The sequence below is a fragment of the Roseicella sp. DB1501 genome (genome assembly GCF_013112485.1).
Lineage (GTDB): Bacteria > Pseudomonadota > Alphaproteobacteria > Acetobacterales > Acetobacteraceae > Paracraurococcus.
The window spans coordinates 483,275-506,499 of the sequence record NZ_JABFHG010000002.1; the positions used below are offsets into that span (position 1 = coordinate 483,275).

General features: G+C 72.0%; 24 protein-coding genes. 10 read left to right on the forward strand and 14 right to left on the reverse strand.

Annotated features, from left to right (window positions below; translation table 11 throughout):
- Positions 1-52 precede the first annotated feature (52 nt).
- Both HJG45_RS05685 and HJG45_RS05690 read left to right on the forward strand, forming a co-directional pair.
- A complete protein-coding gene (locus HJG45_RS05685) occupies positions 53-517 on the forward strand; it encodes a helix-turn-helix domain-containing protein (protein WP_171611106.1) in 465 nt (154 codons plus the stop codon).
- A 52-nt stretch (positions 518-569) separates the two neighbouring features.
- Positions 570-1,433 (forward strand): hypothetical protein, encoded by an 864-nt coding sequence (locus tag HJG45_RS05690; protein WP_171611108.1) that lies wholly within the window; start codon positions 570-572, stop codon positions 1,431-1,433.
- Positions 1,434-1,464: 31 nt separating this feature from the next.
- Here the strand turns inward: HJG45_RS05690 and HJG45_RS05695 are convergent, their stop codons facing one another.
- Complete coding sequence (locus tag HJG45_RS05695; RefSeq protein WP_217362827.1) at positions 1,465-3,090, reverse strand: ABC transporter substrate-binding protein; 1,626 nt, start codon at positions 3,088-3,090, stop codon at positions 1,465-1,467.
- Between the two features lie 242 nt (positions 3,091-3,332).
- Here HJG45_RS05695 and HJG45_RS05700 point away from each other — a divergent pair, with 242 nt between their 5' ends.
- Positions 3,333-4,571 (forward strand): ABC transporter substrate-binding protein, encoded by a 1,239-nt coding sequence (locus HJG45_RS05700; RefSeq protein ID WP_171611110.1) that lies wholly within the window; start codon positions 3,333-3,335, stop codon positions 4,569-4,571.
- Between the two features lie 120 nt (positions 4,572-4,691).
- On the opposite strand, the gene HJG45_RS05705 is transcribed toward HJG45_RS05700, so the two are convergent.
- Positions 4,692-6,155: an NADP-dependent isocitrate dehydrogenase gene (locus HJG45_RS05705; RefSeq protein ID WP_254452289.1), complete on the reverse strand. Its 1,464-nt coding sequence runs from the start codon at positions 6,153-6,155 to the stop codon at positions 4,692-4,694.
- 132 nt (positions 6,156-6,287) lie between these two features.
- On the opposite strand from HJG45_RS05705, the gene HJG45_RS05710 reads away from it, so the two are divergent.
- On the forward strand, positions 6,288-6,671 hold the full coding sequence (locus tag HJG45_RS05710) for a hypothetical protein (RefSeq protein ID WP_171611111.1): 384 nt from the start codon (positions 6,288-6,290) through the stop codon (positions 6,669-6,671).
- Here HJG45_RS05710 and HJG45_RS05715 read toward each other — a convergent pair.
- Complete coding sequence (locus HJG45_RS05715) at positions 6,625-7,371, reverse strand: aspartate/glutamate racemase family protein (RefSeq protein ID WP_171611113.1); 747 nt, start codon at positions 7,369-7,371, stop codon at positions 6,625-6,627. The two genes, HJG45_RS05710 and HJG45_RS05715, sit on opposite strands and share 47 nt — an antisense overlap.
- A 54-nt stretch (positions 7,372-7,425) precedes the next feature.
- On the opposite strand from HJG45_RS05715, the gene HJG45_RS05720 reads away from it, so the two are divergent.
- Positions 7,426-8,424, forward strand: a complete 999-nt coding sequence (locus HJG45_RS05720) for a tripartite tricarboxylate transporter substrate binding protein (protein ID WP_171611114.1) — start codon at positions 7,426-7,428, stop codon at positions 8,422-8,424.
- A gap of 189 nt (positions 8,425-8,613) precedes the next feature.
- Here HJG45_RS05720 and HJG45_RS05725 read toward each other — a convergent pair whose 3' ends face one another.
- From HJG45_RS05725 to HJG45_RS05755, 7 genes are all read right to left on the reverse strand, one after another.
- The gene (locus tag HJG45_RS05725; protein WP_171611116.1) at positions 8,614-9,264 is read right to left on the reverse strand and encodes a TetR/AcrR family transcriptional regulator; all 651 of its coding nucleotides are present in this window, start codon (positions 9,262-9,264) and stop codon (positions 8,614-8,616) included.
- Between the two features lie 223 nt (positions 9,265-9,487).
- Positions 9,488-10,225: a hypothetical protein gene (locus HJG45_RS05730; protein ID WP_171611117.1), complete on the reverse strand. Its 738-nt coding sequence runs from the start codon at positions 10,223-10,225 to the stop codon at positions 9,488-9,490.
- A gap of 70 nt (positions 10,226-10,295) precedes the next feature.
- The gene (locus tag HJG45_RS05735) at positions 10,296-10,721 is read right to left on the reverse strand and encodes a PaaI family thioesterase (protein WP_171611118.1); all 426 of its coding nucleotides are present in this window, start codon (positions 10,719-10,721) and stop codon (positions 10,296-10,298) included.
- Positions 10,722-10,729: 8 nt separating this feature from the next.
- A complete protein-coding gene (gene hutI / locus HJG45_RS05740; RefSeq protein ID WP_171611119.1) occupies positions 10,730-11,920 on the reverse strand; it encodes an imidazolonepropionase in 1,191 nt (396 codons plus the stop codon).
- On the reverse strand, positions 11,920-13,428 hold the full coding sequence (gene hutH / locus HJG45_RS05745) for a histidine ammonia-lyase (protein WP_171611120.1): 1,509 nt from the start codon (positions 13,426-13,428) through the stop codon (positions 11,920-11,922). The genes hutI and hutH overlap by 1 nt, the downstream gene beginning before the upstream one ends.
- Positions 13,425-15,107 (reverse strand): urocanate hydratase, encoded by a 1,683-nt coding sequence (hutU, locus tag HJG45_RS05750; protein ID WP_171611121.1) that lies wholly within the window; start codon positions 15,105-15,107, stop codon positions 13,425-13,427. The genes hutH and hutU overlap by 4 nt, the downstream gene beginning before the upstream one ends.
- 32 nt (positions 15,108-15,139) lie before the next feature.
- On the reverse strand, positions 15,140-15,871 hold the full coding sequence (locus HJG45_RS05755) for a phosphatase PAP2 family protein (RefSeq protein ID WP_171611122.1): 732 nt from the start codon (positions 15,869-15,871) through the stop codon (positions 15,140-15,142).
- On the opposite strand from HJG45_RS05755, the gene HJG45_RS05760 reads away from it, so the two are divergent.
- Positions 15,870-16,934: a lipid kinase gene (locus tag HJG45_RS05760; RefSeq protein WP_254452290.1), complete on the forward strand. Its 1,065-nt coding sequence runs from the start codon at positions 15,870-15,872 to the stop codon at positions 16,932-16,934. The two genes, HJG45_RS05755 and HJG45_RS05760, sit on opposite strands and share 2 nt — an antisense overlap.
- Positions 16,935-16,939: 5 nt before the next feature.
- On the opposite strand, the gene HJG45_RS05765 is transcribed toward HJG45_RS05760, so the two are convergent.
- The 3 genes from HJG45_RS05765 to HJG45_RS05775 all read right to left on the reverse strand — a co-directional run bounded on the left by HJG45_RS05765 (position 16,940) and on the right by HJG45_RS05775 (position 18,947).
- On the reverse strand, positions 16,940-17,836 hold the full coding sequence (locus HJG45_RS05765) for a sigma-70 family RNA polymerase sigma factor (RefSeq protein WP_254452291.1): 897 nt from the start codon (positions 17,834-17,836) through the stop codon (positions 16,940-16,942).
- Between the two features lie 20 nt (positions 17,837-17,856).
- The gene (locus HJG45_RS05770; protein WP_171611124.1) at positions 17,857-18,375 is read right to left on the reverse strand and encodes a carboxymuconolactone decarboxylase family protein; all 519 of its coding nucleotides are present in this window, start codon (positions 18,373-18,375) and stop codon (positions 17,857-17,859) included.
- Between the two features lie 71 nt (positions 18,376-18,446).
- The gene (locus HJG45_RS05775; RefSeq protein ID WP_171611125.1) at positions 18,447-18,947 is read right to left on the reverse strand and encodes an MOSC domain-containing protein; all 501 of its coding nucleotides are present in this window, start codon (positions 18,945-18,947) and stop codon (positions 18,447-18,449) included.
- Between the two features lie 88 nt (positions 18,948-19,035).
- Here HJG45_RS05775 and HJG45_RS05780 point away from each other — a divergent pair, with 88 nt between their 5' ends.
- From HJG45_RS05780 to HJG45_RS05790, 3 genes are all read left to right on the forward strand, one after another.
- A complete protein-coding gene (locus tag HJG45_RS05780; RefSeq protein ID WP_171611126.1) occupies positions 19,036-20,409 on the forward strand; it encodes a formimidoylglutamate deiminase in 1,374 nt (457 codons plus the stop codon).
- Positions 20,410-20,473: 64 nt separating this feature from the next.
- On the forward strand, positions 20,474-20,923 hold the full coding sequence (locus HJG45_RS05785) for a PH domain-containing protein (RefSeq protein WP_217362828.1): 450 nt from the start codon (positions 20,474-20,476) through the stop codon (positions 20,921-20,923).
- 16 nt (positions 20,924-20,939) lie between these two features.
- On the forward strand, positions 20,940-21,689 hold the full coding sequence (locus tag HJG45_RS05790) for an SDR family NAD(P)-dependent oxidoreductase (RefSeq protein WP_171611127.1): 750 nt from the start codon (positions 20,940-20,942) through the stop codon (positions 21,687-21,689).
- A gap of 157 nt (positions 21,690-21,846) precedes the next feature.
- Here the strand turns inward: HJG45_RS05790 and HJG45_RS05795 are convergent, their stop codons facing one another.
- Entirely contained in the window at positions 21,847-22,593 is a 747-nt protein-coding gene (locus HJG45_RS05795) for a transposase (protein WP_171611128.1), read from the reverse strand.
- A gap of 299 nt (positions 22,594-22,892) precedes the next feature.
- Between HJG45_RS05795 and HJG45_RS05800 the strand changes: the two genes are divergently transcribed.
- The gene (locus HJG45_RS05800) at positions 22,893-23,147 is read left to right on the forward strand and encodes a hypothetical protein (protein WP_171611129.1); all 255 of its coding nucleotides are present in this window, start codon (positions 22,893-22,895) and stop codon (positions 23,145-23,147) included.
- Positions 23,148-23,225: the final 78 nt, after the last annotated feature.

The window sequence follows — 23,225 nt, forward strand, 5'->3', positions numbered from 1 at the left end:
CAATGCAGCGGCATTCCGTTGGGTGAGATTCTCAACGGCAAAGGGCACGCCGATGGTGCAGACAACAACCCAGACCGAACCACGGCGTGGTGATGGTGCGAAGCCGGGGCAGCGGGCCAATGCCGCGGATCGCCATGTCGGTTCCCGCATCCGCGAGCGCCGGGTGATGATGGGCCTGTCGCAGCAGCAGCTCGCCCGCATGATCGGCGTCACCTACCAGCAGGCGCACAAATATGAGCGCGGGCTCAATCGCATCTCCGCCGGTCGTCTTTTTGAGATTGCGCAGGTGCTCGGCGTCGGCGTCTCCTGGTTCTTCGAGGGTCTCTCGGCCGAGAGCGAGCAGAACGAGGTCTCGCCGCGGCAGCGCATGTGCCTCGAGCTCGCCCGCAACTTCGCCATGATCGACAACGAGAAGCATCAGGAAGCGCTGAGCCAGATGGCGCGTGCCCTCGCCGCCCAGAGCCAGGCCGCCCAGGCCAGCCTCGCCAGCGAGAGCGACGCCGGCGACGCCCACTGACCATAACCTGACACGGCGGCCGGGCTCGACCCGGCCCGCCGGCTGACCTTGCGTGCCAACACGTCGTTCCCCCGCCCCGCCCCTGCTGCGCCCGCCGCGCCGCTGGACCTTGCGTGCCGTCCTCCTGGTGCTGGTGCTGAGCCTGGCAGGCCTGCTCGGCGGCATGGTCATCGGCCTCGCCCTCCGGCCCGCGCCGGAGGCGGTGCCGATGAGCGCACCGGCCGACCGGATGGCGCCGCCCCCCTCTCCCGACCGGCCGGATCTCGCCGCCCTTGAGGCGGAGGCGACGCGGCTGCGGCAGGCCGCCGATGCGGAGCAGGCGCGGCTCGACCGCGTGACCGGGGCCCGCGCCGCCGCCGAGGCGGAGCAGCAGGCGCGGCTCGATGCGCTGGCCCGCGCCCGGACGGCCGCCGAGGCCCAGCTCGCCGCGCTGCAACGCGACATCGCCGCGGCGCAGCGCGACTTGGCCGCGCAGCGGGAAGCCGCCGCCAGCGCCCCGCGCCGGGAGGCTGCGTCACCGCCGCCGCCCAGCGTTGCCCAGCCCCTTCCCAGCCCGGCTTCCCCCCCGCCGGCCCGACCCGCGCCGCCGCCACGGATCGAAGCGCCCCCTCGGCAGGAGGCGGCGAGCGGCCAGCCGCGGGTGGTCCTGCACTACCGTGCCGGTTCGGGGAACGGCGCCGAGGCGGCGAATACCCTGCTCGGCTCGCTCCGCGAGGGCGGTTTCGATGCGCAGGAGGCGCGCGCCGCCTCCGCCGTGCCGTCGCAGCGGGTGGTGCGCTACTTCCATGCCGAGGATGCGCCGGCGGCGGCGCGGCTCGCCGGCCGCCTCGGCCGCGGCTGGGCGATCCAGGATTTCCGCGGCTACGAGCCCTCGCCGTCCAACGGCACGCTCGAGGTCTGGCTCCCCGATCGCTGAGCGGCGGGACCATCGGCCCCGCCGGCTGCCCTCAGCCGGTAACCCGCACCGGCGTCAGGTCCTGGAACCAGGAGCGCGCCTGCACGAAGCCCTGCACCTTCTTGTTCATCGCCCGCGGGTTCAGGTCGTGCGCGACGAAGAGGAAGAGTGCGTCGTCGACGATCTTCCCATGCAGCTCGGCGCAGAGCCGGTCCTGCGCCGCCGGGTCGAATTCCGACAGGATCTTCCCGATCAGCGCGTCGTAATCCGGGCTGCCGAAGCCGCCCCAATTATTGCCCGCGGGCGGCGTCAGGTCGGAGCGCAGGAAGCGGATCATCGCCGTGAAGGGATCGATGGCGGTGAAGGAGATGTTGATCCCGGTGATGCCGCGGTTCGACGGCGCCTTCCAGCCGTCGCGCCAGATCGAGAGCAGAGTGTTCCACTCGAACACCTCGAACTCGATCTCGATGCCGACCTCCTTCAGCATCTGCTGCAGCGCCTCGTTCATCGCCATGGGCTGCATCTGGCCCGAGCCCGAGGTGGAGATGCCGATCTTGGTCTTCAGCGGCGTCTTCGGGGTGATGCCGGCCTCGGCGAGCTGCTTCTTCGCCGCCGCCGGGTCATAAGCCCATTTGAAGGTTTTCGCCTCGTTCCAGGGATGCCCCTTCGGCAGCAGCCCCGCGCCCTCATCCATCAGCCCGCCGAGCATCTCCTTCATCGCCGCGCGGTCGATGGCGAGGTTGGCGCCGCGCCGCACCCGCGCATCGCGCCAGGGCGATCCCTCGGCGACGGCGAGCTGCCAGGTCCAGTTGTGCGGGTATTGGTTGGTGACGATGGTGAAGCCGGCCTGCTTCAAGCTCGGCACCGCATCCGGCGGCGGCGCCTCGATCCAGTCCACCTGATTCGAGCGCAGCGCGGCGACGCGGGTATTCGGCTCGGCCAGCGGCAGCAGGACCAGCCTCTCGCATTTCGGCACCCGCGGCGCATCCCAGTAATCGGGGTTGCGCAGCAGCACCGCCCGCTCACGGATCGACCAACTCTCGAGCTTCCAGGGGCCGGTGCCGACCGCCTTGGTGTTGTAGGCGTCCCAGTTCTTCCCCGCCGCCTCCCAGGCGCCCTGATGGACGATGCCGATCCAGCTCACCCCATAGGGCACGGTGCTATCGACGGTGCTGGTCTCGAGCGCGAAGGTCCTCTCGTCCAGCGCCTCCCAGCGCGCCACGGTCGGGATGCGAACCCGGCCGAAAGCGGCGGCGCGCTGGTCGAAATGCGGCGCGTCCGACTTCAGCACGCGGTCGAAGGAGAAGGCCACGTCCTGCGCCGTCAGCAGCTTGCCGTCATGGAATTTCACGCCGTCGCGGAGCGTGAAGACCCAGCGCTTGGGATTGGCCGGATCGACCTTCCACTCGCTGGCCAGGCCGGGCCGCAGCACGGCCGCGGCATCGGCCTTGGAGAGATCCCATTCCACAAGCTGGTCGTAGAGGGTAATGCCCATGAAGCGGTGCCCCTCCGCCCCCTGATCGGGCACGCCATTGGTCAGCGGCACCGCAGCGGCCGTCATGCCGACGCGCAAGGTGCCTGCGCTTTGGGCAAGCGCCAGATCCCAAGGCAGGGTGGCGGCGGCCGCGATGCCCCCCAGGCCGCCCAGCAGGCCACGCCGTCCGAAGCCGGTATGCATAAGATCGTCCTCTGTCCCGGTCTGTGCCGCGGGCTGCCGCGGCGCGATGCCGGGGGGCCAAGCAAGCCCCGGGCCGCGGCAACCGGCATCGCGCGCCGCCCCCGACCGGACCACGCTCGCCCGACCTAGCCCGTTGTTTTCAGGGCATCTTCGTCGGTGCGCCGGTTTCCCCTCGGCGGGGATCTGCTGTACCGTCCGCGTCGTAGAGCGGCCATGCAGCGCCGCCACCTGGGAGACCGTCCATGAAGCCCACCCGCCGCGCCCTCCTCGGCGCGAGTGCCGCCGCCCTGCCCCTCGCCAGCCTGCCCCGCGCCCGCGCCCAGGCCGACGAGACCATCCGCATCGGCGTGCTCACCGACCTCTCCGGCCCCTATCGCGACGTCACCGGCCCGACCTCGGTCGCCTGCGTGCGGCAGGCGGTGGAGGAGTTCACCGCCGGCAATCCCGGCATCAAGGTCGAGATCATCACCGCCGACCACCAGAACAAGCCGGATGTCGGCATCAACACGGTGCGCCAGTGGCTCGACCAGCGCGGCGTCGATGTGGTGACGGATGTCGGCAACAGCGCCATCGCCCTCGGCATCAACCCGATCTGCGTCGAGCGCGACCGCATCCACCTCAACGCCTCGGCCGGCACTTCGGAGCTGACGGGCAAGGCCTGCACGCCGAACACCATCCACTGGGCCTACGACACCTACTGCCTCTCCAACACCTCCGGCACGGCGCTGACCCGGGCGGGCGGCAAGAGCTGGTACTTCATCACCGCCGACTACGCCTTTGGCCATGCGATCGAGCGCGACACCACCCGCTTCGTCGAAGCCGCCGGCGGCAAGATGCTCGGCGCCTCCCGCTACCCCTTCCCGCAGACCACGGATTTCTCCGCCTTCCTGCTGCAGGCCCAGGCCAGCCGGGCGCAGGTGCTCGGCCTCGCCATGGCCGGCGACGACCTGGTGAACTGCGTGAAGCAGGCGCAGGAATTCGGCCTCGGCCGGTCGGGGATGAAATACGCCGCCATCATCGGCTCGATCACCGGCGTGCTGGCCGCCGGGCCGCAGACCATGCAGGGCATGTACATCGCCGAGACCTTCTGGTGGGACCTCGACGAGCGGACGCGGGGCTTCACGAAGCGGGTGCAGCGGAAGCTGCCGGCGGGCGTCTTTCCCAACTACGTCCATGCCGCCAATTACTCGGGCGTGCTGCACTACCTGAAGGCGGTGAAGGAGCTCGGCCCGGCGCGCGCCAAGCAGAGCGGACGCGAGGTGGTGGCGCTGATGAAGCGCATGCCGACCGATGACGACGCCTTCGGCAAGGGCCGCATCCGCGAGGACGGGCGGAAGATCCACCCCTCCTACCTGTTGCAGGTGAAGCAGCCCGGCGAGGTTCGCTATCCGGGCGATGTCTACACCCTGACCGAGACGCTGCCCGCCGAGCAGGCCTTTCGCCCCCTCGGCGAGGGCGGCTGCCCGCTGGTGAAGAGCTGAACGGCGCGCACTGCCTTCTCGCCCTGTTGCCCTGCCGCGGCAGGCTGTGATGCTCCTGTGATCAGGAGGGAATCCGGGGCCCCCGCGACGGCGCGGAGCGACGTCGTGGGGAATGACTTATTATGCCTTGCTGAAGGCGTCCGCCCCGTCGAAGCGCTGCAGCTTCTCGAGATGCATCCAGCGATGCTGCCGGCCGATCCGGTTCAGCAGGTCGGTGATCTCGCTCACCGCATCGCCCTTGGGCGGCTCGCGGAACATGAAGCGGGCGCGGAAATGGTCGACCAGGAAGGTATGGCCGCCCATCTCCGGCCAGACCTGGGCGCCGCGCGAGCCGATCATGGTCAGGTCGAAGGCGCTGCCCTCGGCCGCCGCCTGCAGGGTGATGCTGATCGCCCGCGGATCCCGCTCGCTCTCGACGAAGACATCGACGCCGACCAGCTCGCGCGTCGCCGCCGCCCGGTACCAGGTGATCTGCGGCCAGCGCCTGAGCGCGATCGGCCGGTATTCCCGCTGCGGCACCAGGGCGCTCTCGCGCCCGAGATTGGCGATGATGCGTTCGACATAGGCGGCGGTGGGCACCCCCTCGCCGCCGGGGGCGATGTCGCCGGTGAGATCCCGCCCCTCCTCCAGCGTGACGTAGAGCGCATGCTCGATCCGCCGCGCGGTGGCGAAGTCGCCGATATGGCGCAGCATCATCAGCGCCGAGAGCAGCAGCGCCGTCGGGTTGGCAACGCCCTTGCCGGCGATCTGCGGCGCCGAGCCGTGCACCGCCTCGAACATCGCCACCTCGTCGCCGAGATTGGCCGAGGGCGCGACGCCGAGCCCGCCGACCAGCCCCGCCGCGAGGTCGGAGAGGATGTCGCCATTCATGTTGGTCATGACGGTGACGTCGAACTGCTCGGGCCGGATGACCATCTGATGCGCACAGTTGTCGACGATCATGTGCTCGTGCTGCAATTCGGGATAGTCCCGCAGCACCTGCTCGCCGACCCGCTTCAGCATGCCCTCGGTCAGCTTCATGATGTTGGCCTTGGTGGCGACCGTCACCTTCCGCCGTCCCTCGGCCAGCGCCACCGCCGCGGCGAGGCGGGTGATGCGCTCGCAGCCAACCTCGGTGATCAGCTTCAGGCACTGCGCGACGCCAGGCGTCTGCATGTGCTCGATCCCGGCATAGACATCTTCGACATTCTCGCGGACGACCACGAAGTCGATCCCACGCCCGGAGAAGGGCGTGCGGATGCCCGGCAGCTCGCGCACCGGCCGGACATTGCCGTACATCTCGAACACCTTGCGGAGCGTGACATTGGCGGATTTCTCGCCATAGCCCACCGGCGTCTCCAGCGGTCCCTTCAGCGCCACGCCGTTGCGGGCAATGGAATCGAGCGTCTCCTGCGGCGCGCCGGCGGCGATGCCGCGGCGGAAGGCCCCGGCGCCGGCCAGCGCCTCCTCCCATTCCAGCTCCGCGCCGGCCGCGGCCAGCACCTGCTGGGTCGCCCGCATCACCTCCGGCCCGATGCCGTCGCCGGGGATGGCGGTGACCTTGGTCCGGCTGCGGGCGGTGGTGGGCATCGGGGAGGAATCCATCGGAATCATCCTGCAAGAGGCGTATTGCGCCGCAGCATAGCGTCGGAATGGCGAGGGCGGTACCGGCATGCCGGGAGGCCGCGCCGCCGCGCCTTCACCACTCCTTCAGCCGCACCGGCGCAGGCTGCGGCGATGCATCGCCCGATCGCCCTGCTGCTGCCGCTCGCCCTGGCCAGCCTCCCCGCCTTGGCGGGCGCCCAAGGGCCAGCCGAGCTTCCGCCCGCCTGCAACGCGGCGCGGGAGGGGATGGCCGCCTGCTTCGGCGACAAGCTCTGCCGCTGCCGCTTCGAGCCCGGCGGCACGCTCACTGGCCGGCCGGCCGGGCATCGCTGGGATTGCGGCGCGCTGCGCCCGGCCTGCGGCGCCGCCCCGGCCGGCCCGACACCGCCGGAGCTTCCGGGCCTCTCCATCATGCCGATGCTGCAGGGCTCGGCCGCCACCATCGGGACGGGAGAGGAGGCGACCCGCCTTAATCCGCGAAGCGACGGGGCCGCAGCCCGGCATGGAACCAAGTGACCAGCGAGTAGATGTCGTAGACCGGCCGGCCGAGCGCCGCCTGCAGCGCCGCCGCATAGGGCGGCATGTTGGTGCATTCGAGCACCACCGCCCCCACCTCGGGATGCGCCGCGACCAGCGCCCGACCGGCCTCGAGGATGTCCTGCTCGGCCAACGCCACGTCCATGTCCTCGGATTCGGCGCGGATCAGGACCCGGAAAAACTCCCGCCCGCCCTCGGTGCCGACGACCGGCGTATCGGCCGGAACGCCCGCCGCCGCCAGATGCGCCGGGGTCAGCGAGCCCTTGCTCACCGTCAGAATGCCGACCCGCCGACCCGGCGGCAGGGTCGCCTGCACCCAGGGCACCTGCAGCAGGGAGGAGGTGGCGACCGGCACCCCGATCGCTGCCTGCAGATCCTGCTGGAACAGCGAGAGGAAGCCGCAATTGGTGGTAATCGCCTCGGCGCCCTGCGCCACCAGCTCCTCGGCCGCGGCGATGAAATCGGGCAGCAGGCCGCGGGCGCCCTGCAGCACCACCCGCTCCGGGCTGGCGCCGCGAACCACGCGGTAGAGCACCGGGAAGGGCCAGGTGCCGGCATGGCCCATATCGCCATGGATGCGCGGAAAACGGGCTTCCAGCATCAGGATGCCGAGCGGCGCGCCATAAATCGCCCTGCCGCCGCGGGCGAGGCGCGAAGGGGCAGCGGTGTGCGGGTTCATGCGGTTAGCCTAGACGAGTATACTGCACTGCGAAACGGATAAGGAGAGCCGGGAATGCTCCGCCGCGCGATGCTGCTGCCCCTCCTGTTGCTACCCTTCCTGATGCTGCCCATCCTACCGGCCCGGGCGGAGGCGCCTTGGCCCGGCGACCGGCCGATCGTGCTGCTCGGCGGCTTCCCCAACGGCTCGGGCGTCGACATCTACGCCCGCAAGCTGGCCGAGCCGCTCTCGCAGGCCCTCGGCCAGACGGTGGTGGTGGACAACCGCTCCGGCGCCGGCGGCAACATCGCCAGCGAGGCGGTGGCCCGGGCGAAGCCGGACGGCTACCTGTTCCTGCTCGGCACGGCGGGGACGCATGCGATCAACGCCGCCCTCTACCGCCACCTGCCCTTCGATCCGATGCGCGACGTGACGCATGTCGCGTTGCTCGGCGACGTGCCGAACGTGCTGCTGGTGAATCCGGAGAAGCGACCGCACTACGGGAGCTGCGCCAATCTGCTCGCCGCGGCCAGGGCGCGGCAGGGGGCGCTCAACTACGCCTCCACCGGCAACGGCGCCTCGACCCATCTGGCGGCTGCGCAATTCGCCGCCGCGGCCGGGATCGAGCTGACGCATGTGCCCTATCGCGGCCAGCCGGGGGCGATGCAGGCGCTGCTGGCGGGGGATGTCGACCTGTTCTTCAACCAGGTCGGCCCCTCGATCGGGCCGGTGCAGCAAGGCCAGGTGAAGGCGCTCGGCGTCACCGTGCCGAAGCCGATCGCCGCCCTGCCGGGCGTGCCCACCATCGCCGAGGCCTGCCGCCTGCCGGGCTTCGAGAGCAGCACCTGGTACGGGCTCTTCGGCCCGCCCGGCCTGCCGGCGGCGATCCAGGCGCGGATGAACGCGGCGGTGGCGAAGATCCTGGCGGCACCGGATTTTCAGGCCTGGCTGGTGAACAGCCAGGGCATCACCCCGCCTGCCGATACCTCGGTCGAGGCGTTCCGGCGGGTGCACGAGGCCGATCTGCGCCGCTGGGCGGAGATCGTGAAGCGCTCTGGCGCCAGCCTGGACTGAGAACGTCCCGCAGAACCGCTTCGCGGCTTTGCGGCGACCCCCTGGAATCCCTCCTGCCCAAGGGGCGTCACAGCCTGCCGCAGCCAAGCCGCGGCAGGACAACGGGCAGCGACGGTTCCGACAGGCGCTTCGAGGAAAGCCCATGCCGCGACGGCAGGACGCGTCCAGAGGACGCGCCTGGGAACACCGTCACATGCGGCGCAGCAGCGCCGTCACCCCCTTCTCCAGCACCGCCTCGGCCGGCGGGGTGGCGCTGCCGGTGCTCGGCATGCCCGCCCGGTCGAGCATCGCCACCCCATGCGACAGCGCCCAGACCTGCAGCGAGACCAGGCGCGGGTTGCTGGCGCCCGCCGGCAGCAGGGCGGCGACGACGCGCGTCAGCTCCTCGAAGGCGCCGCCGCTGTCCTGTTCCTCGGTTCCCGGGGGCTGACCCAGGGGTTGGCCCGAGGGTTGGCCCAGGGATTGGCCCAGGGGTTGGAAGGTGAACATGGCCGTGTAGTAGCCGGGCTCTTCCCGGGCGAAGGCGAGATAAGCGCGGCCCATGCGGTACAGTGCCTCGGTGGCGTCGCGGGCCCCGGCACCGGCCTGGCGCAGCCGCTCGGCGAAGCGCCCGAAGCCGCGGCGGGCGAGCTCGGCCAGGACCTCTTCGCGGTCGCGAAAATGGCGATAGGGCGCGCTGGCGGAGACGCCGGCCCGGCGCGCGGCCTCCGTCAGCGTGAATCCCTGCGGCCCGCGTTCCGCGACAAGCTGCCGGGCCGCTTCCAGAAGCGCCTCGCGCAGACTGCCGTGATGATAGCCGCGCTTCGGGGGCAGTTCCGGGATGCGTTGTGCCTGGGCCATAGCAGGCAACTTCCAGAGAAGTCCCTGAAATGCAAGAGTTGACCTGCCATTTCAGAACTTGTACGAAATTTTCCCACGTCCGGGGTTGCGCCATCGGGCTTCAGCTTGATTCAAAATATTGTGTGTCTTGAAGAGCCTATGCGATCTCAACCCAATCGCTCTTTCTGGCTTCATCGCATTTTTTACACACAATATTTAATGCCAGCGCATTTTTAACTTTGCATCATAAGTCGAAGGACAGGATGATCTTTCCCGCCCAGCGGTCGCTGGCCCGCGTCAGCCCATGGCCGATGCCGAAATGCAGCCCGACCGTCTCGCCGAACCGGACATCCGTGGTGAGGAAAAGCTGGTGCGCCTGTCCGCGTGGCGCCTCGGGATGGGCGATCCGGCCGAAATCCATGTAGTCCTCGAGGCCCAGCCAAACCCGTTCCGCCACCTGCCGCACGCCACGCACGGCCGGGGCGAAGACTGGCCCCGACCGCCCGAACGGCACCTCGACCGCCGGGTTCAGGATCAGCTGCCACGGTCCATGGCGCAGGTCGATGATCGGGCGCAGCGTGACGCCCCAGTTCGTCGCCGAGAAGCGAATCGGCTGGTACCGCAGTTCGAGGTCGAAGCCGAGGGCAAGCGGCCGGTCGGCCGCGCCGGGCATGACGAAGCTGTTGCGCAGCTTCACGCCGCCGCCGAAGACGTCGCCCGAGAATTCCTTCGCCACCGGCAGGTAGACCGCCACCTCGTGCCAAGGCGCGGTGACGTAGCCGATCTCGGTGGTGAAGAGCGCGCCGTTGCGGGGCGCGCCCTCGCCATCGAGGATGCCGCGCCGCCCTGCATTGAGGTGGAGGTTGAGATCGACCCCGCCCGGCTCGCCGATGCGGCCGTCGAAGACCTGGAACTCGTCGAACTCGGCACCCCGGGCCAGGGCGGGCAGCAGCAGGGCGAGAGCCAGGGCGAGGCGGCGCATGGGCATTCTCCCTTCCGCTGCCGCAACGCCGCCCGGCCGCTGCCGTTCCCGCTGCCTCTTCCCCTTGGCCTCAGCTGGGGGCGATCACCGCCCAGCTCGTCGTCACATGGGTCGCCAGCTCCTCCGACCCCTCGGCCCGGATCAGGATCTCGCCGAAGACCATGCGCTTGCCGCGCTTGACGATGCGCGCCTCGGCGAGGACCGGGCCGGCGCCGGCCGGGCGCAGGAAGTTCACCGTCATGCTGCTGGTCACGCTCTCGTCGCGCCCGCTGGAGACCGAGAGCAGCGCCGCCCACATCGCCACATCGGCGAGCCCCATCAGCGCCGGGCCGGAGACGGTGTTGCCCGGCCGCAGCAGCAGCGGCCGGAAGGGCAGCCGCACCAGCGCGGTGCCGGAGGCGGCGGCGAGCACCTCCACCTCCCATTCGGCAGCCAACGGCACGCCGCGGCGCATGATCGCCTGGATCTCGGCGGGGCTGGGCTCGGGAAGGCTCAAGACCGTCATCATCGTCCTTCGACCACGCGGCCGATGCAGGGATTGCCGCCGATCCAGTAGCAGAGCTCGGCCGGGCGGGCGATGCGGTAGAGGGCGAGGTCGCAGCGCGCCCCCGCCACCAGCCGCCCGCGATCGGCGAGGCCGAGCGCCGCCGCCGCCTCCACCGTCACGCCGCGCAGCGCCTCGGCGACGGTGAGCCGGAACAGGGTGCAGCCGAGATTGAGCATCAGGAGCAGCGAGAGGGCGGGCGAGGAGCCGGGATTCATGTCGCTCGCCAGCGCCATGCGCAGCCCGGCGGCGCGCATCCTGGCGATGTCCGGCCGGCGCTCCTCGCGGATGAAGTAGCAGGCGCCGGGCAGCAGAACTGCGACGCAGCCCGCTTGCGCCATGGCCGCTATTCCCGCGGCCGAGGCATATTCCAGATGGTCCGCCGAGAGGGCGCCGTAGCGTGCGGCCAGCGCGGCACCGCCGAAGTCGCAGAGCTGGTCGGCATGCAGCTTCACCGGCAGGCCGGCGGCACGCGCGGCGTCGAAGACCAGCGCCGTTTCCTCCAGGGTGAAGGCGATGCGCTCGCAGAAGGCGTCCACCGCATCGGCGAGCCCGGCCTCGGCCGCTGCCGGCAGGATCACTTCGGCGACGTGCCGGGCATAGTCGGTGCGCCGGCCGGCGAATTCCGGCGGCACCGCATGCGCGGCGAGCAGCGTGGTGACGACCGAGACCGGCTCCGCCTCCCCCAGCCGCCGGGCGGTGCGGAGCTGCCGCAGCTCGGTCTCCAGATCGAGCCCGTAGCCCGACTTGATCTCGACCGTCGTCACCCCCTCGGCCATCAGCGCGGCGAGGCGTGGCCGGGCGGCGGCGAGCAGCGCCTCCTCCGAAGCCGCCCGCGTCGCCCGCACCGTCGAGAGGATGCCGCCCCCGGCCCGGGCGATATCCTCGTAGCTCGCGCCCTCCAGCCGCTGCTCGAACTCCGCCGCCCGGTCGCCGCCGAAGACGAGATGGGTGTGGCAGTCGATCAGCCCGGGCAGGATCCAGGCGCCGGCGCAATCCACGGTCTCGGCGGCCGGCCCGGGCAGCGCCGCGCGCGGCCCGACCCAGGCGATGCGCCCGCCCCGCGTCGCGACGGCGCCGTCCTCGACCAGGCCGAGCCCCTCGCCCTGCATGGTCGCCAGATGCGCGTTCAGCCAGACCCGGTCGAACATCAGCCGAGCCCCGCCAGCGATGCGAAGCGGCCACGCTCGACCAGCGCCTTCACCGCGGCGATGTCGGGCGCCATGGCGCGGTCCGCTTCCCAGGCGCCGGCGACGCCGCGCACCAGCCCATGCGCCTGCTCCAGCACCGCCGAAGATTGCAGCGGGCGGTGGAATTCCAGCCCCTGCGCCGCGGCCAGCAATTCGATGGCGAGGATCGCCGCCAGGTTCTCCGCCATGTCGTGCAGCCTGAGCGCCGCACCGGTCGCCATGCTGACATGGTCCTCCTGGTTGGCGCTGGTCGGCAGGCTGTCGGTGCTGCGCGGCACGGCGAGCGCCCGGTTCTCCGCGACCAGCGCCGCCGCCGTCACCTGCGCCAGCATGAAGCCGGAGTTCAGCCCGCCCTCCCGCACCAGGAAGGCCGGCAGGCCGGACAGCGCCGGGTCGGTCAGCAGGGCGATGCGCCGCTCGCTGATCGAACCCAGCTCGGCCAGGGCGAGGGCGATGGCATCGGCCGCGAAGGCCACCGGCTCGGCGTGGAAATTGCCGCCCGAGAGCACCTCGCCCTCCGCCGTGACCAGCGGGTTGTCGGTGACCGCCCGCGCCTCCCGCTCCAGCACCCCGGCGGCATGGCCGAGCAGGTCGAGGCAGGCGCCCGCCACCTGCGGCTGGCAGCGCAGCGAATAGGGGTCCTGCACCCGCGGGTCGCCGGTGCGGTGGCTGTCGCGGATGGCGCTGCCAGCGAGCAGGCCGCGCAGCGCCGCCGCGACGCGGATCTGCCCCGGCTGGCCGCGCAGCGCGTGGATGCGCGGGTCGAAAGGCGTGTCGCTGCCGCGCGCCGCATCGGTGCTCATCGCCCCGGCGACGAGCGCGGTGCGCAGCAGGTCCTCGGCGGCGAAGAGCGCGGCCAGCGCCAGCGCCGTGCTCACCTGCGTGCCGTTCAGCAGCGCCAGCCCCTCCTTCGGGCCGAGGGCGAGCGGCGCCAGGCCGGCGCGGGCCAGCGCCGCCGCGCCGGGCAGCACCTCGCCGCCGAGGAAGGCTTCCCCCTCCCCGATCAGCACCAGGGAGAGATGCGCGAGCGGCGCCAGGTCGCCCGAGGCGCCGACCGAGCCGCGCGCCGGGATGGCCGGGGTGATGCCCGCCTCGAGCAGCGCCAGCAGCGCCTCCACCACCGCCACCCGCACGCCGGAGGCGCCGCGCGCCAGGGACAGCGCCTTCAGCGCCAGCACCAGCCGCACCACCGGCGCCGGCAGCAGCGGCCCGGTGCCGGCGGCATGGCTGCGCACCAGGTTGAGCTGGAGCTGCGCCAGCTGCCCGTCCGGGATGCGTTGGCTGGCCAGCTTGCCGAAGCCGGTATTGACCCCGTAGAGCGGCTCGCCCCCGGCCATGCGCGCGGCCAGCGCCGCCGCCGAGGCCTCGACCCCGGCGCGCCAGCCCGCGGGCAGGACCAGCGTCTCGCCCTCCATGACCGCCCGCAGCGCGGCGAGGCTGGCGCCGCCCGGCGCGCCCGCCGCCGTCATGCCGGCCTCGCCGCGCCGGCGAGCATTGGCAGGTCGAGCCCGTGCTCGCGGGCGCAGTCGATGGCGATGTCGTAGCCGGCATCGGCATGGCGCATGACGCCCGTGGCGGGGTCGTTCCACAGCACGCGCTTCAGCCGCCGCGCCGCCGCCTCGGTGCCGTCGCAGAGGATGACCATGCCGGCATGCTGCGAGAAGCCCATGCCGACGCCGCCGCCATGATGCAGCGAGACCCAGGTGGCGCCCGAGGCGGTGTTCAGCAGCGCGTTCAGCAGCGGCCAGTCGGAGACGGCGTCGGAACCGTCCCGCATCGCCTCGGTCTCGCGGTTGGGCGAGGCGACGCTGCCGGAATCGAGATGGTCGCGGCCGATGACGACGGGCCCGATCTCGCCCCGCGCCACCATCTCGTTGAAGGCGAGGCCGAGCCGGTCGCGCTGCCCGAGCCCCACCCAGCAGATGCGCGCCGGCAGTCCCTGGAAGGCGATGCGCGCGCGCGCCATGTCGAGCCACTGATGCAGGTGCGGGTCGTCGGGGATCAGCTCCCGCACCTTGGCGTCCGTCCGGTAGATGTCCTCCGGATCGCCCGAGAGCGCCGCCCAGCGGAAGGGGCCGATGCCGCGGCAGAACAGGGGGCGGATATAGGCCGGCACGAAGCCCGGGAAATCGAAGGCCCGCGCCAGCCCCTCCTCCTTCGCCATCTGCCGGATGTTGTTGCCGTAGTCGAGCACCGCGGCGCCGCGCGCCTGGAAGTCCAGCATCGCCTGGACATGCTGCACCATGCTGCGGCGCGCCGCCGCGGCGACGGCGACCGGGTCGCTCTCGCGCTTCGCCTCCCACTCGGCCAGCGTCCAGCCGGCCGGCAGGTAGCCGTTGGCCGGGTCATGCGCGCTGGTCTGGTCGGTGACGATGTCGGGCACCACGCCGCGGCGGACCAGCTCGGGGAAGACCTCGGCGGCATTGCCGAGCAGCCCGACCGAGACCGCCCGCTTCTCGTCGCAGGCGCGGCGGATCATGGCCAGCGCGGTGTCGAGGTCGTCGGCGCGGTGGTCGAGGTATTTCGTCTCCAGTCGCTTCTCGATCCGGCTCGGCTGGCACTCGACGCAGAGGATGGAGGCGCCGGCGAAGACGCCCGCCAGCGGCTGCGCCCCACCCATGCCGCCGAGCCCGCCGGTCAGGATCCAGCGCCCGGCCAGCGAGCCGCCGAAATGCTGCCGCCCGGCCTCGGCGAAGGTCTCGTAGGTGCCCTGCACGATGCCCTGGGAGCCGATATAGATCCAGGAGCCGGCCGTCATCTGGCCGTACATCATCAGCCCCTTGCGATCGAGCTCGGAGAAATGCTCCCAGCTCGCCCAGCGCGGCACCAGGTTGGAATTGGCGATCAGCACCCGCGGCGCATCGGCATGGGTCTCGAAGACGCCGACCGGCTTGCCGGACTGCACCAGCAGGGTCTGCGTCTCCTCCAGCCGGCGCAGCACCGCGACGATGGTCTCGAAGCTCCGCCAGTCGCGGGCGGCGCGGCCGATGCCGCCATAGACCACCAGCTCGCCCGGCCGTTCCGCCACCTCGGGGTCGAGGTTGTTCATCAGCATCCGGAGCGGCGCCTCGGTGCTCCAGTGCTTCGCGGATCGCTCCAGCCCACGGGGGGAGCGGATGACGGGGGCGTTGCGGAGGGGATCACTCATGCGCCGAGGATAGCCAAGGCAGCACCGCGCCGTCAGCCGCCATCCCGGCCCGCCTGCCGCTCCTCCCGCCGCCAGCGCCGCAGCATCAGCCAGCAGGCCATGGCCCAGGCGGCGCCGAGGCACCAGCCGGCCGCCACATCGGTCGGCCAGTGGACGCCGAGCCAGATCCGGCTGCCGCCGACCAGCAGCGCCAGCAGCACGGCGACGGCGATGGCATAGGCGCGGTGCCGCCGCCGCGGCATGCCGGAGGCGAGCAGCGTCCCGAGGGTGAGGAAGGTGATGGCCGAGAGCATGGCATGGCCGGAGGGGAAGCTCGCCGTCTGCACCTCCATCAGATGCGGCACCAGCTCCGGTCGCGGCCGGCTGAAGCCGAGCTTCAGCAGGGCGTTCAGCAGCAGCCCGCCCGGCAGGGAGAGCAGCAGCAGCAGCACCGCCCGCCAGCGCCGGTCGAGCAGCAGGTAGAACAGCGCGATCAGCCCGAACAGGGCGAGCACCGGGATGCTGCCGAGCGCCGTCACCTCCCGCGCCATGAGGGTGAGCCAGGGCGGCCCGATCGGCACCCCGGGCTCGCCCGGCCGGCGCAGCGCCAGCAGGATGGCCTCGTCCGCCCGGTGCGGCCCCTCGCCGATCAGCCGCAGGATGGCGGCGAAGCCGAGCAGCCCGCCGGCCAGGACCGCGAGCGCCGCCAGCGCCGCCCCCTGGCCGAGCGCGAAGCGGCCGAGCCGCGGCAAAAGCCCCGTGCGGGAGATGCTCCCCTGGTCCATGCTGGCGCAACCCGTGGCCGCCGCGCCGGTTGCCACGATGCAACAGGCGGGAGCCGGGACCATCGCCACCGAGATCACCGCGACCGGAATGCCGGCGGATGCCGCGCGCCCGCCCACCGGACCTGCCACCGGACCTGCCACCGGACCTGCTGGGGCCCCCACCCCTGGCCGCACGCTGCTCATCGTCAACCGCCGGGCCCGCAACGGCGCCGAGCGGGCGGAGGCGGCCATCGCCGCCCTCGCCGGCGCCGGGCTCGACGTGCATCCCTACGACCCGCCCGAGGAGATGGGCTGCGGCGAGGCGGTGACCGCCGGCCTCGCCCAGGGGGAGCGGCTTGGGGGCTTCGACCGCGTCGTCATCGGCGGCGGCGACGGCACGCTGAACGGCGCCATCCCCGGCCTGCTGCGGGCCGGCCTGCCCTTCGGCATCATGCCGCTCGGCACCGCCAACGACCTCGCCCGCAGCCTCGGCATCCCCTTCGAGCTGGAGGGGGCGGCGCAGGTGATCGCCACCGCCGCGCCGCGGCCGGTCGATCTCGGCGAGGTGAACGGGCATTGCTTCTTCAACGTCGCCAGCATCGGCTTCAGCGCCGAGCTGGCCGGCGAGCTGAAGGCCGAGGCGAAGAAGCGCTTCGGCAGGCTCGGCTATGCGGTCGCCGCGCTGGGCCTGCTGCGCCGCGCCCGCCCCTTCTCCGCCTGGCTGGCGCATGACGGGCGGGAGGAGCGGGTGCGCACCATCCAGGTCTCGGTCGGCAACGGCCGGCACTATGGCGGCGGCATGACGGTGGCCGAGGATGCCCGGCCGGATGACGGGGTGCTGCATGTCTACAGCCTGGAGATGCGGCACTGGTGGCAGCTCGTCGCCCTGCTGCCCTGGCTGCGCCGCGGCACCCAGGGGCAGTGGCGGGAGGTGCGGGCCTTCCGCACCACCGAGCTCGTGCTCCGCACCCGCAAGCCGCGGCCGGTCAACACCGATGGCGAGCTGACGACGCACACCCCGGCGCGCTTCCGGGTGCATCCGGCGGCGCTGCGCGTCTTCGCGCCGCCGGACGAGACGGCGTAACCCGCTCACGCTGGCTGCCGGACGCGCAGGGCGGCCAGCTTCTCCGGGTTGCGCAGCACGTAGATGCCGGCGATCCGCCCCTCGCGCAGCTCGAGGGTCGTCACCTGCGGCAGCCCGTCCGGCTCGAGCGTGACATAGCCGGGCCAACCATTGATGTGCCCCAGATGCAGCAGCGGCGGCAGGCCGGGCGACCCCTTGCGGGCGAGGCCGGCGAAGAGGCGGATCACCCGCTCGGCGCCCCGGATCGGGTTCAGCGCGGCATAGCGCAGCCCGCCGCCATCGCTCCGCAGCACCGCATCCTCGGCCAGCAGCCGGCGCAGCCCGGCCTCGTCGCCGCTGCGCGAGGCGGCGAGGAAGGCGGTCGCGATCCGCCGCGCCTCCGCCTCGCTCACCGCCTGGCGCGGCTCGACCGTGCCGAGATGCGCCCGCGCCCGACCGGCCAGCTTGCGGCAGGCCGCCTCGCTGCGGCCGAGCAGGCCGGCGATCTCGGTGAAGGGCGTCTCGAACAGGTCGTGCAGGATGAAGACCGCCCGCTCGGCCGGCGAGAGACGCTGCAGGGTGAGCAGGAAGGCAACGGAAAGATCCTCCGCCGCCAGCCGCGCCGCCTCCTGCGGCGCCCGCATCGCCTCGCCGGCGCCGAGCGGGGCATCGAGCAGCGGCTCGGGCAGCCAGGCGCCGACATAGCGCTCGCGCCGCATCCGCGCCGATTTCAGGTGGTCGATGCTGAGCCGCGCCGCCGCCTTCAGCATCCAGGCGCGCGGCAGGGCGATGGCGGCACGGTCGGCGTCGTGCCAGCGGAGGAACACCTCCTGGGCGATGTCCTCCGCCGTCGCCAGCGAACCGGTCATGCGGTAGGCGAGCCCGATCACCGCGGCGCGGTGCCGCTGATAGGCCGCTGCCATGTCAGGCTCGCCCGTCATGCTCAGGCCGCCGCCACGGGCGTCGCCCGGGATGCCGCCCCAGGCACCGTGTCGGGCACCGCCTCGGGCACCGTATCGGGCGCCAGCGGCGGCACGCTGCGGAAGCCGATCGCCAGCCGGTTCCAGCCATTGATGGTGACGATCACCAGGCTGAGCGCGACCCGCTCCGCCTCGGTGAAATGCGGCGCCAGCGCGGCATAGTCGGCATCCGGCGCCTGGCTGCGGTCGACCAGCGTCAGCGCCTCGGTCCAGGCGAGCGCCACCCGCTCGCGCGGCGTGTAGTGCGGCGCCTCGCGCCAGGCATTGAGCAGGTAGAGCCGCGCCTCGGTCTCGCCGCGGCGGCGCGCCTCGCGGCTGTGCATGTCGAGGCAGAAGGCGCAGCCATTGATCTGCGAGGCGCGCATCTTCACCAGCCCGATCAGGCCGGGCTCGAGGCCGCTGCCGGTGGCGACCTTCTCCAGGTTGAGCATCGCCTGCATCAGCTTCGGGGCCGCAGCGAAATACTCGAGGCGGGGGGTCATCGCGGAGCTCCTTCCATGCTGTCTCCGCCCCCAGGACGAGGCAGGCCGGCGCGATGTGACGCCACCCGCCGCTACAGCCGCAGCACCGCGTCGCCGAGCCGCAGCAGGCCCCCCTCCACCACCCGCGCGGTGATGCCGCCATGGCCGCGCACCGCATTGTAGCCGCCCGGCCCCAGCGCCTCCTCCATGCGCGAGCAGGGATGGCAGGCGCCGCTCGCCTCCAGCACCGCCCCGCCGATCCGGAAGCGCCGCCCGGCCAGCGCTGCCAGGTTGATGCCGCGCGTGACGAGGTTCCGCCGCAACCGCTCCGGCGCGACCGGCGCTTCGCCGAGGCAGGCGCCGATCGCCGCCAGATGCTCCTGCATCACCAGCGTCACCTGCCGTGCCCCGTCCGGCGCGCCGCGCCAGCGATCGCCGGGCAGCCCCTCCCCCGCCCGCGCCTCCGCCGCCGCCACCGCCTGCATCGGCGCCCGCCGGGCCGGGCGCAGGCCGATCCAGACCAGCCGCCCCGGCGCCACCGGCGCGTCGAGCAGGCGGGCGAGCAGCGATCCGGGCGGGGGTGGGGCGGCCATGCCGCGCAGTCTCGGCCGCGGCGCCGCCCCAGGCCAGCGCCTCCCCTCCCCCTGGTGCGCCGGCCCGTGCCGCGGGCATGATCGCGCCATGCCGGAATTCCACGCCCGCGCCGCCCTGCTGCCGGATGGCTGGGCCGCCGATGTCCTGATCGCCGCCGATGCAGCGGGCTGGATCACCGCCGTCACTCCCGGCGCCCCGCCGGGCGCGGCCGAGCGCCTGCCGGGCGCCATCATCCCCGGCCTGCCGAACCTGCACTCGCACGCCTTCCAGCGCGCCATGGCCGGCGGCGCCGAGCGGCGCAGCCCGGCCGGGCGGGACAGCTTCTGGACCTGGCGCGAGACCATGTACCGCTTCGTCGCCCGGTTCGATCCCGACACCGCCGAGGCGGTGGCGCTGCAGCTCTATGTCGAGCTGCTGGAATGGGGTTTCACGGGTGTCGCCGAGTTCCACTACCTGCACCACCAGCCCGACGGCCGGCCCTACGACCAGCCGGCCGAGATGGCGCTGCGCCACCTCGCCGCGGCGCGCCGCGCCGGCATCGGCATCACCCTGCTGCCGAGTCTCTACCGGCATGGCGGCATCTTCGGCGCGCCGCCGGATCCCGGGCAGCGGCGCTTCCTCAACGATCTCGACCCGTATCTGCGCATCCTGGAGGCCTGCCGCGCCGCGACGGCCGATGACCCGCAGGCCGCGACCGGCATGGCGCCGCACAGCCTGCGCGCGGTGACGCCGGCGATGCTCGCCGCCCTCGCCCCGCTGCCGGGGCCGATCCACATCCACGCCGCCGAGCAGGCGAAGGAGGTGGCGGAATGCCTCGCCGCCACCGGCGCCCGGCCGGTGCGCTGGCTGCTCGACAACGCGCCGCTCGACGCCCGCTGGTGCGTCATCCACGCGACCCATATGGAGCCCGGCGAGACGGCGGCGCTGGCCGCGACCGGCGCCGTCGCCGGCCTCTGCCCGAGCACCGAGGCCTCGCTCGGCGACGGCATCTTCCCGCTGCCCGGCTTCCTCGCCGCCGGCGGGCGGCTCGGCATCGGCACCGACAGCCATGTCGGCACCTCGCCGCGCGACGAGCTGCGCCAGCTCGAGACCAGCCAGCGCCTGGCGCGGCAGGAGCGGGCGGTGGCGACCAGCGAGGCGGTGCCGCATCCCGGCCGCCTCTTGCTCGAAGCCGCGCTTACCGGCGGGGCGCAGGCGAGCGGCCGGCCGGTCGGCGCCATCGCGCCCGGGCGGCGCTGCGACCTGGTGGCGCTGGACGATGCGCATCCAACCCTGGTCGGCCGCGCCGGCGATGCGCTGCTGGATGCCTGGATCTTCTCCGGCCAGGGCAATCCGGTCGATACGGTGGTCGTGGGAGGACGCCGAATGGTTGAAAACGGTCGCCACATCATAAGGGTAGAAGCAGGGAAGCGTTACATTTTGGCAATTGAAAAACTCTTGGATGTGCGTTGCAACAAGTAAATTTTCTCGCTTATTCGATCGAGAAGATTTTATACTTCCGCTGCTCAATAGATTGGTGATCGTTATGGCATACGTTGCAGCCAACTTAATGACTGGAGAAGAAATTGTTTCTGAAGGAAAAATACATTGGTTCGTGTATATCGTTCCTGTCATTTCGATTATAGCATCTTTCTTCCTTATGGCAACTGATGCGCCTGCCTTTGGATTTTTAGTTTTATTGTTCGGCATCTTGCGGCTAATTTCGGCTTTTATAGTGCGCAATACAACAGAATTAGTAATAACAAATAGGAGAATTATTGCAAAATTTGGCTTTATACGCCGCAATACAGTAGAACTTCTCCACCGAAATGTAGAGAGCTTGCACGTCAGCCAGGGAGTGTTTGGCAGATTATTCCGATTTGGTACAATCATCGTCAATGGTACCGGCGGAGTAAGGACCCCTGTGCCTGATATTGATCACCCACTTGAGTTTCGGCGCACCGCACTGCGCCTTCTGGACAATAGAGAGCAATAACGGTTGACTCGGTGACATGACCCAACAACTGCTCGGGAAGATCGCCTACATCACCGGCGGCAGCCGCGGCATCGGCCGCGCCATCGCGCTGGCCTTCGCCGAGGCGGGGGCGGATGTGGCGATCTGCCATCTCGGCGATGCCGAGCAGGCGGCGACCCTGGTGCAGGCGGTGACGGCGCGCGGCCGGCGCGGCTTCCAGAGGGAGGCCGATGCCGCCTCCCCCGCCGCGCTGCGCGGCTTCGCCGCCGCCGAGGCCGCGCTCGGCCCCTGCGACATCCTGGTGAACAATGCCGGGATCAACCTGCGCGGACCCTTCGAGAGCATCACCGAGGAGGTCTACGACCGCGTCATCGACGTGCACCTGAAGGGCATGTTCTTCATGGCGCAGGCCGTCTATCCCGGCATGGTGGCGCGCGGCGCCGGGCGGATCATCAACATCGCCTCGCAGCTCGCCTTCAAGGGCGGGCCGGAGATCACCCCCTACTGCGCCGCCAAGGCTGGCATCATCGGCTTCACCCGGGCTCTGGCCTGGGAGGCGGCGCCGAAGGGCATCCAGGTGAACGCCATCGCCCCCGGCCCGATCGAGACCGACCTCACCCGCGCCCGCGGCCCCGACTGGAAGCGGCGGATGGAGGAGACGATCCTCGCCGGGCGGCTCGGCCGGCCGGAGGAGATCGCGGCGACGGCGCTGCTGCTCGCCGGGCCGGGCGGCGCCTTCTATGTCGGCGCCACCCTCTCGCCGAACGGCGGCGATGTGATGCACTGACGTTTCCCCGCGACGTCGCTGCGCGCCGTCGCGGGGCCTCCGGCGAGTCCCCGCAGGTCCCAGGCGCGTCACAGAGCCTGCCGAGGCGAAGCCTCGGCAGGGCAACGGGCAGCCCGCTTCGGCTGGGCGTGGCCGGCGGCATCGGGGAGGCGCCGCATCAGGCCGGCTCCCAGCCGCGGGGGATGCGGGTGCGGCCGCCGGCGAGGCGGTGCATCTGCTGCAGCAGCAGGCGCAGGGCCGGCGGCGCCCGCCAGTGCGGATGCGCCCGGCGGAAATTCGCGATCCGCAGCAGGAGGGGGGTGTAGATCGCGGACAGATCGGGGTCGGGCAGGTATTGCGAGGGCGCCGGCAGGGCGCTGAACAGGCCGAGCCGCCGCGCCAGCAGGATCGCCCTGAGCCCCATCAGCCGGATGCCCCGCCGCACCGCGCAGCAGAGCCGGTGGGTGATGGCCCGCAGCGCCGCCGGCGCGCCCGGCTGCGCCACCGCCTCCAGCAGCCGCAGCCAGAGGCCGCGATGCGCCCAGCGCCGGTAGCTGCGGGCGACGGTGCCGTGCCGCCCGAACTCTGCCGGCAGCGCCGACCAGGCGGCGCGGCCGCCGCCCTCGGTGTTGCTCCGCTTCAGGGTGACGGCGCGGAAGATGGCGTCCAGCCGGCCGCGCGGATCCGCCATCCGCTCCCCCGCCCGCCCCGGCGCGGCGAGGCCGCAGCCGAGCGCCGCCAGATGCGGCGCCAGCGCCTCCCATTCGGCATCGGTCAGCGGCGCCCAGGGCGCCGGCGGGGTCAGCTTGGTCAGCGGGTCGAGATACAGCCGGCGCCAGAGCGCGTGGCGGCGCAGCAGGTCGGGCGGGATCAGGCCGGGGGGCAGCGGGACGCTGGCAGATCGGGCGGGAGGGCGGCGGGGCATGCGGGCGGCTCCACTCCGGCGGCTCGCGCATGAGAGCAGATCATAGGAATTTTTTCAAGATGACCTCGCAACGATCCTGTCGGGCCGGCCCAGGCGGCAGGGACGCCCCTCTCGTTTCACTGAAGCGTGATATCTGTTCCGGTAACAGGCAGTCCACCCTCCGGCACCAGCCGGGACGATGCCCCCGCGACGCCGAAGCGCTGCCGAACCGCCGGGGGCCAGGGCAGCTCGCGGGAGGGGCGCGAGGGCCCGGAGGCGTGACCTGGCTCTGGACACAACAGGCTGCAGCGGAGCCGGGCATGGCGCGACACATCCAGGGGGCAGAGCCGGTCGTCTTCCGCTGGTCGCGCGACGGCGCCGATCCCGACGGGATGGCGGAGAGCATCTCGCCCTGGGACCTGCGCCACGAGCAATTCGATCCCGGGCCCTTCCGCGCCGGCGTGACCCCGATGGCCTCGCCGCGCCTCCAGCTTCCCTCCCCGCAATGGAGCCGCGCCCGGGACCGGGTGCCGCCCGAGGCCTGGCCGCCGCAGGGCCTTGCGGGCGGTGGATAGCGATCGCGGCCGCCCTGCCCGGTCCCGCCCTGCCCGATCCCGCCCTGCCCGATCCCGCCCTGCCCGGTCCCGCCCCCG

Coding starts and splice junctions, on each gene's coding strand:
- HJG45_RS05785 (WP_217362828.1), top strand. CDS start 20,474: ATGGCATACGTTGCAGCCAACTTAATGACTGGAGAAGAAATTGTTTCT.
- HJG45_RS05720 (WP_171611114.1), top strand. CDS start 7,426: ATGCTCCGCCGCGCGATGCTGCTGCCCCTCCTGTTGCTACCCTTCCTG.
- hutI (WP_171611119.1), bottom strand. CDS start 11,920: ATGTTCGACCGGGTCTGGCTGAACGCGCATCTGGCGACCATGCAGGGC.
- HJG45_RS05755 (WP_171611122.1), bottom strand. CDS start 15,871: ATGGACCAGGGGAGCATCTCCCGCACGGGGCTTTTGCCGCGGCTCGGC.
- HJG45_RS05710 (WP_171611111.1), top strand. CDS start 6,288: ATGCATCGCCCGATCGCCCTGCTGCTGCCGCTCGCCCTGGCCAGCCTC.
- hutH (WP_171611120.1), bottom strand. CDS start 13,428: ATGACGGCGGCGGGCGCGCCGGGCGGCGCCAGCCTCGCCGCGCTGCGG.
- HJG45_RS05685 (WP_171611106.1), top strand. CDS start 53: ATGGTGCAGACAACAACCCAGACCGAACCACGGCGTGGTGATGGTGCG.
- HJG45_RS05700 (WP_171611110.1), top strand. CDS start 3,333: ATGAAGCCCACCCGCCGCGCCCTCCTCGGCGCGAGTGCCGCCGCCCTG.
- HJG45_RS05770 (WP_171611124.1), bottom strand. CDS start 18,375: ATGACCCCCCGCCTCGAGTATTTCGCTGCGGCCCCGAAGCTGATGCAG.
- HJG45_RS05780 (WP_171611126.1), top strand. CDS start 19,036: ATGCCGGAATTCCACGCCCGCGCCGCCCTGCTGCCGGATGGCTGGGCC.
- HJG45_RS05775 (WP_171611125.1), bottom strand. CDS start 18,947: ATGGCCGCCCCACCCCCGCCCGGATCGCTGCTCGCCCGCCTGCTCGAC.
- HJG45_RS05705 (WP_254452289.1), bottom strand. CDS start 6,155: ATGGATTCCTCCCCGATGCCCACCACCGCCCGCAGCCGGACCAAGGTC.
- hutU (WP_171611121.1), bottom strand. CDS start 15,107: ATGAGTGATCCCCTCCGCAACGCCCCCGTCATCCGCTCCCCCCGTGGG.
- HJG45_RS05800 (WP_171611129.1), top strand. CDS start 22,893: ATGGCGCGACACATCCAGGGGGCAGAGCCGGTCGTCTTCCGCTGGTCG.
- HJG45_RS05765 (WP_254452291.1), bottom strand. CDS start 17,836: ATGGCAGCGGCCTATCAGCGGCACCGCGCCGCGGTGATCGGGCTCGCC.
- HJG45_RS05725 (WP_171611116.1), bottom strand. CDS start 9,264: ATGGCCCAGGCACAACGCATCCCGGAACTGCCCCCGAAGCGCGGCTAT.
- HJG45_RS05795 (WP_171611128.1), bottom strand. CDS start 22,593: ATGCCCCGCCGCCCTCCCGCCCGATCTGCCAGCGTCCCGCTGCCCCCC.
- HJG45_RS05730 (WP_171611117.1), bottom strand. CDS start 10,225: ATGCGCCGCCTCGCCCTGGCTCTCGCCCTGCTGCTGCCCGCCCTGGCC.
- HJG45_RS05760 (WP_254452290.1), top strand. CDS start 15,870: ATGCTGGCGCAACCCGTGGCCGCCGCGCCGGTTGCCACGATGCAACAG.
- HJG45_RS05790 (WP_171611127.1), top strand. CDS start 20,940: ATGACCCAACAACTGCTCGGGAAGATCGCCTACATCACCGGCGGCAGC.
- HJG45_RS05695 (WP_217362827.1), bottom strand. CDS start 3,090: ATGCATACCGGCTTCGGACGGCGTGGCCTGCTGGGCGGCCTGGGGGGC.
- HJG45_RS05715 (WP_171611113.1), bottom strand. CDS start 7,371: ATGAACCCGCACACCGCTGCCCCTTCGCGCCTCGCCCGCGGCGGCAGG.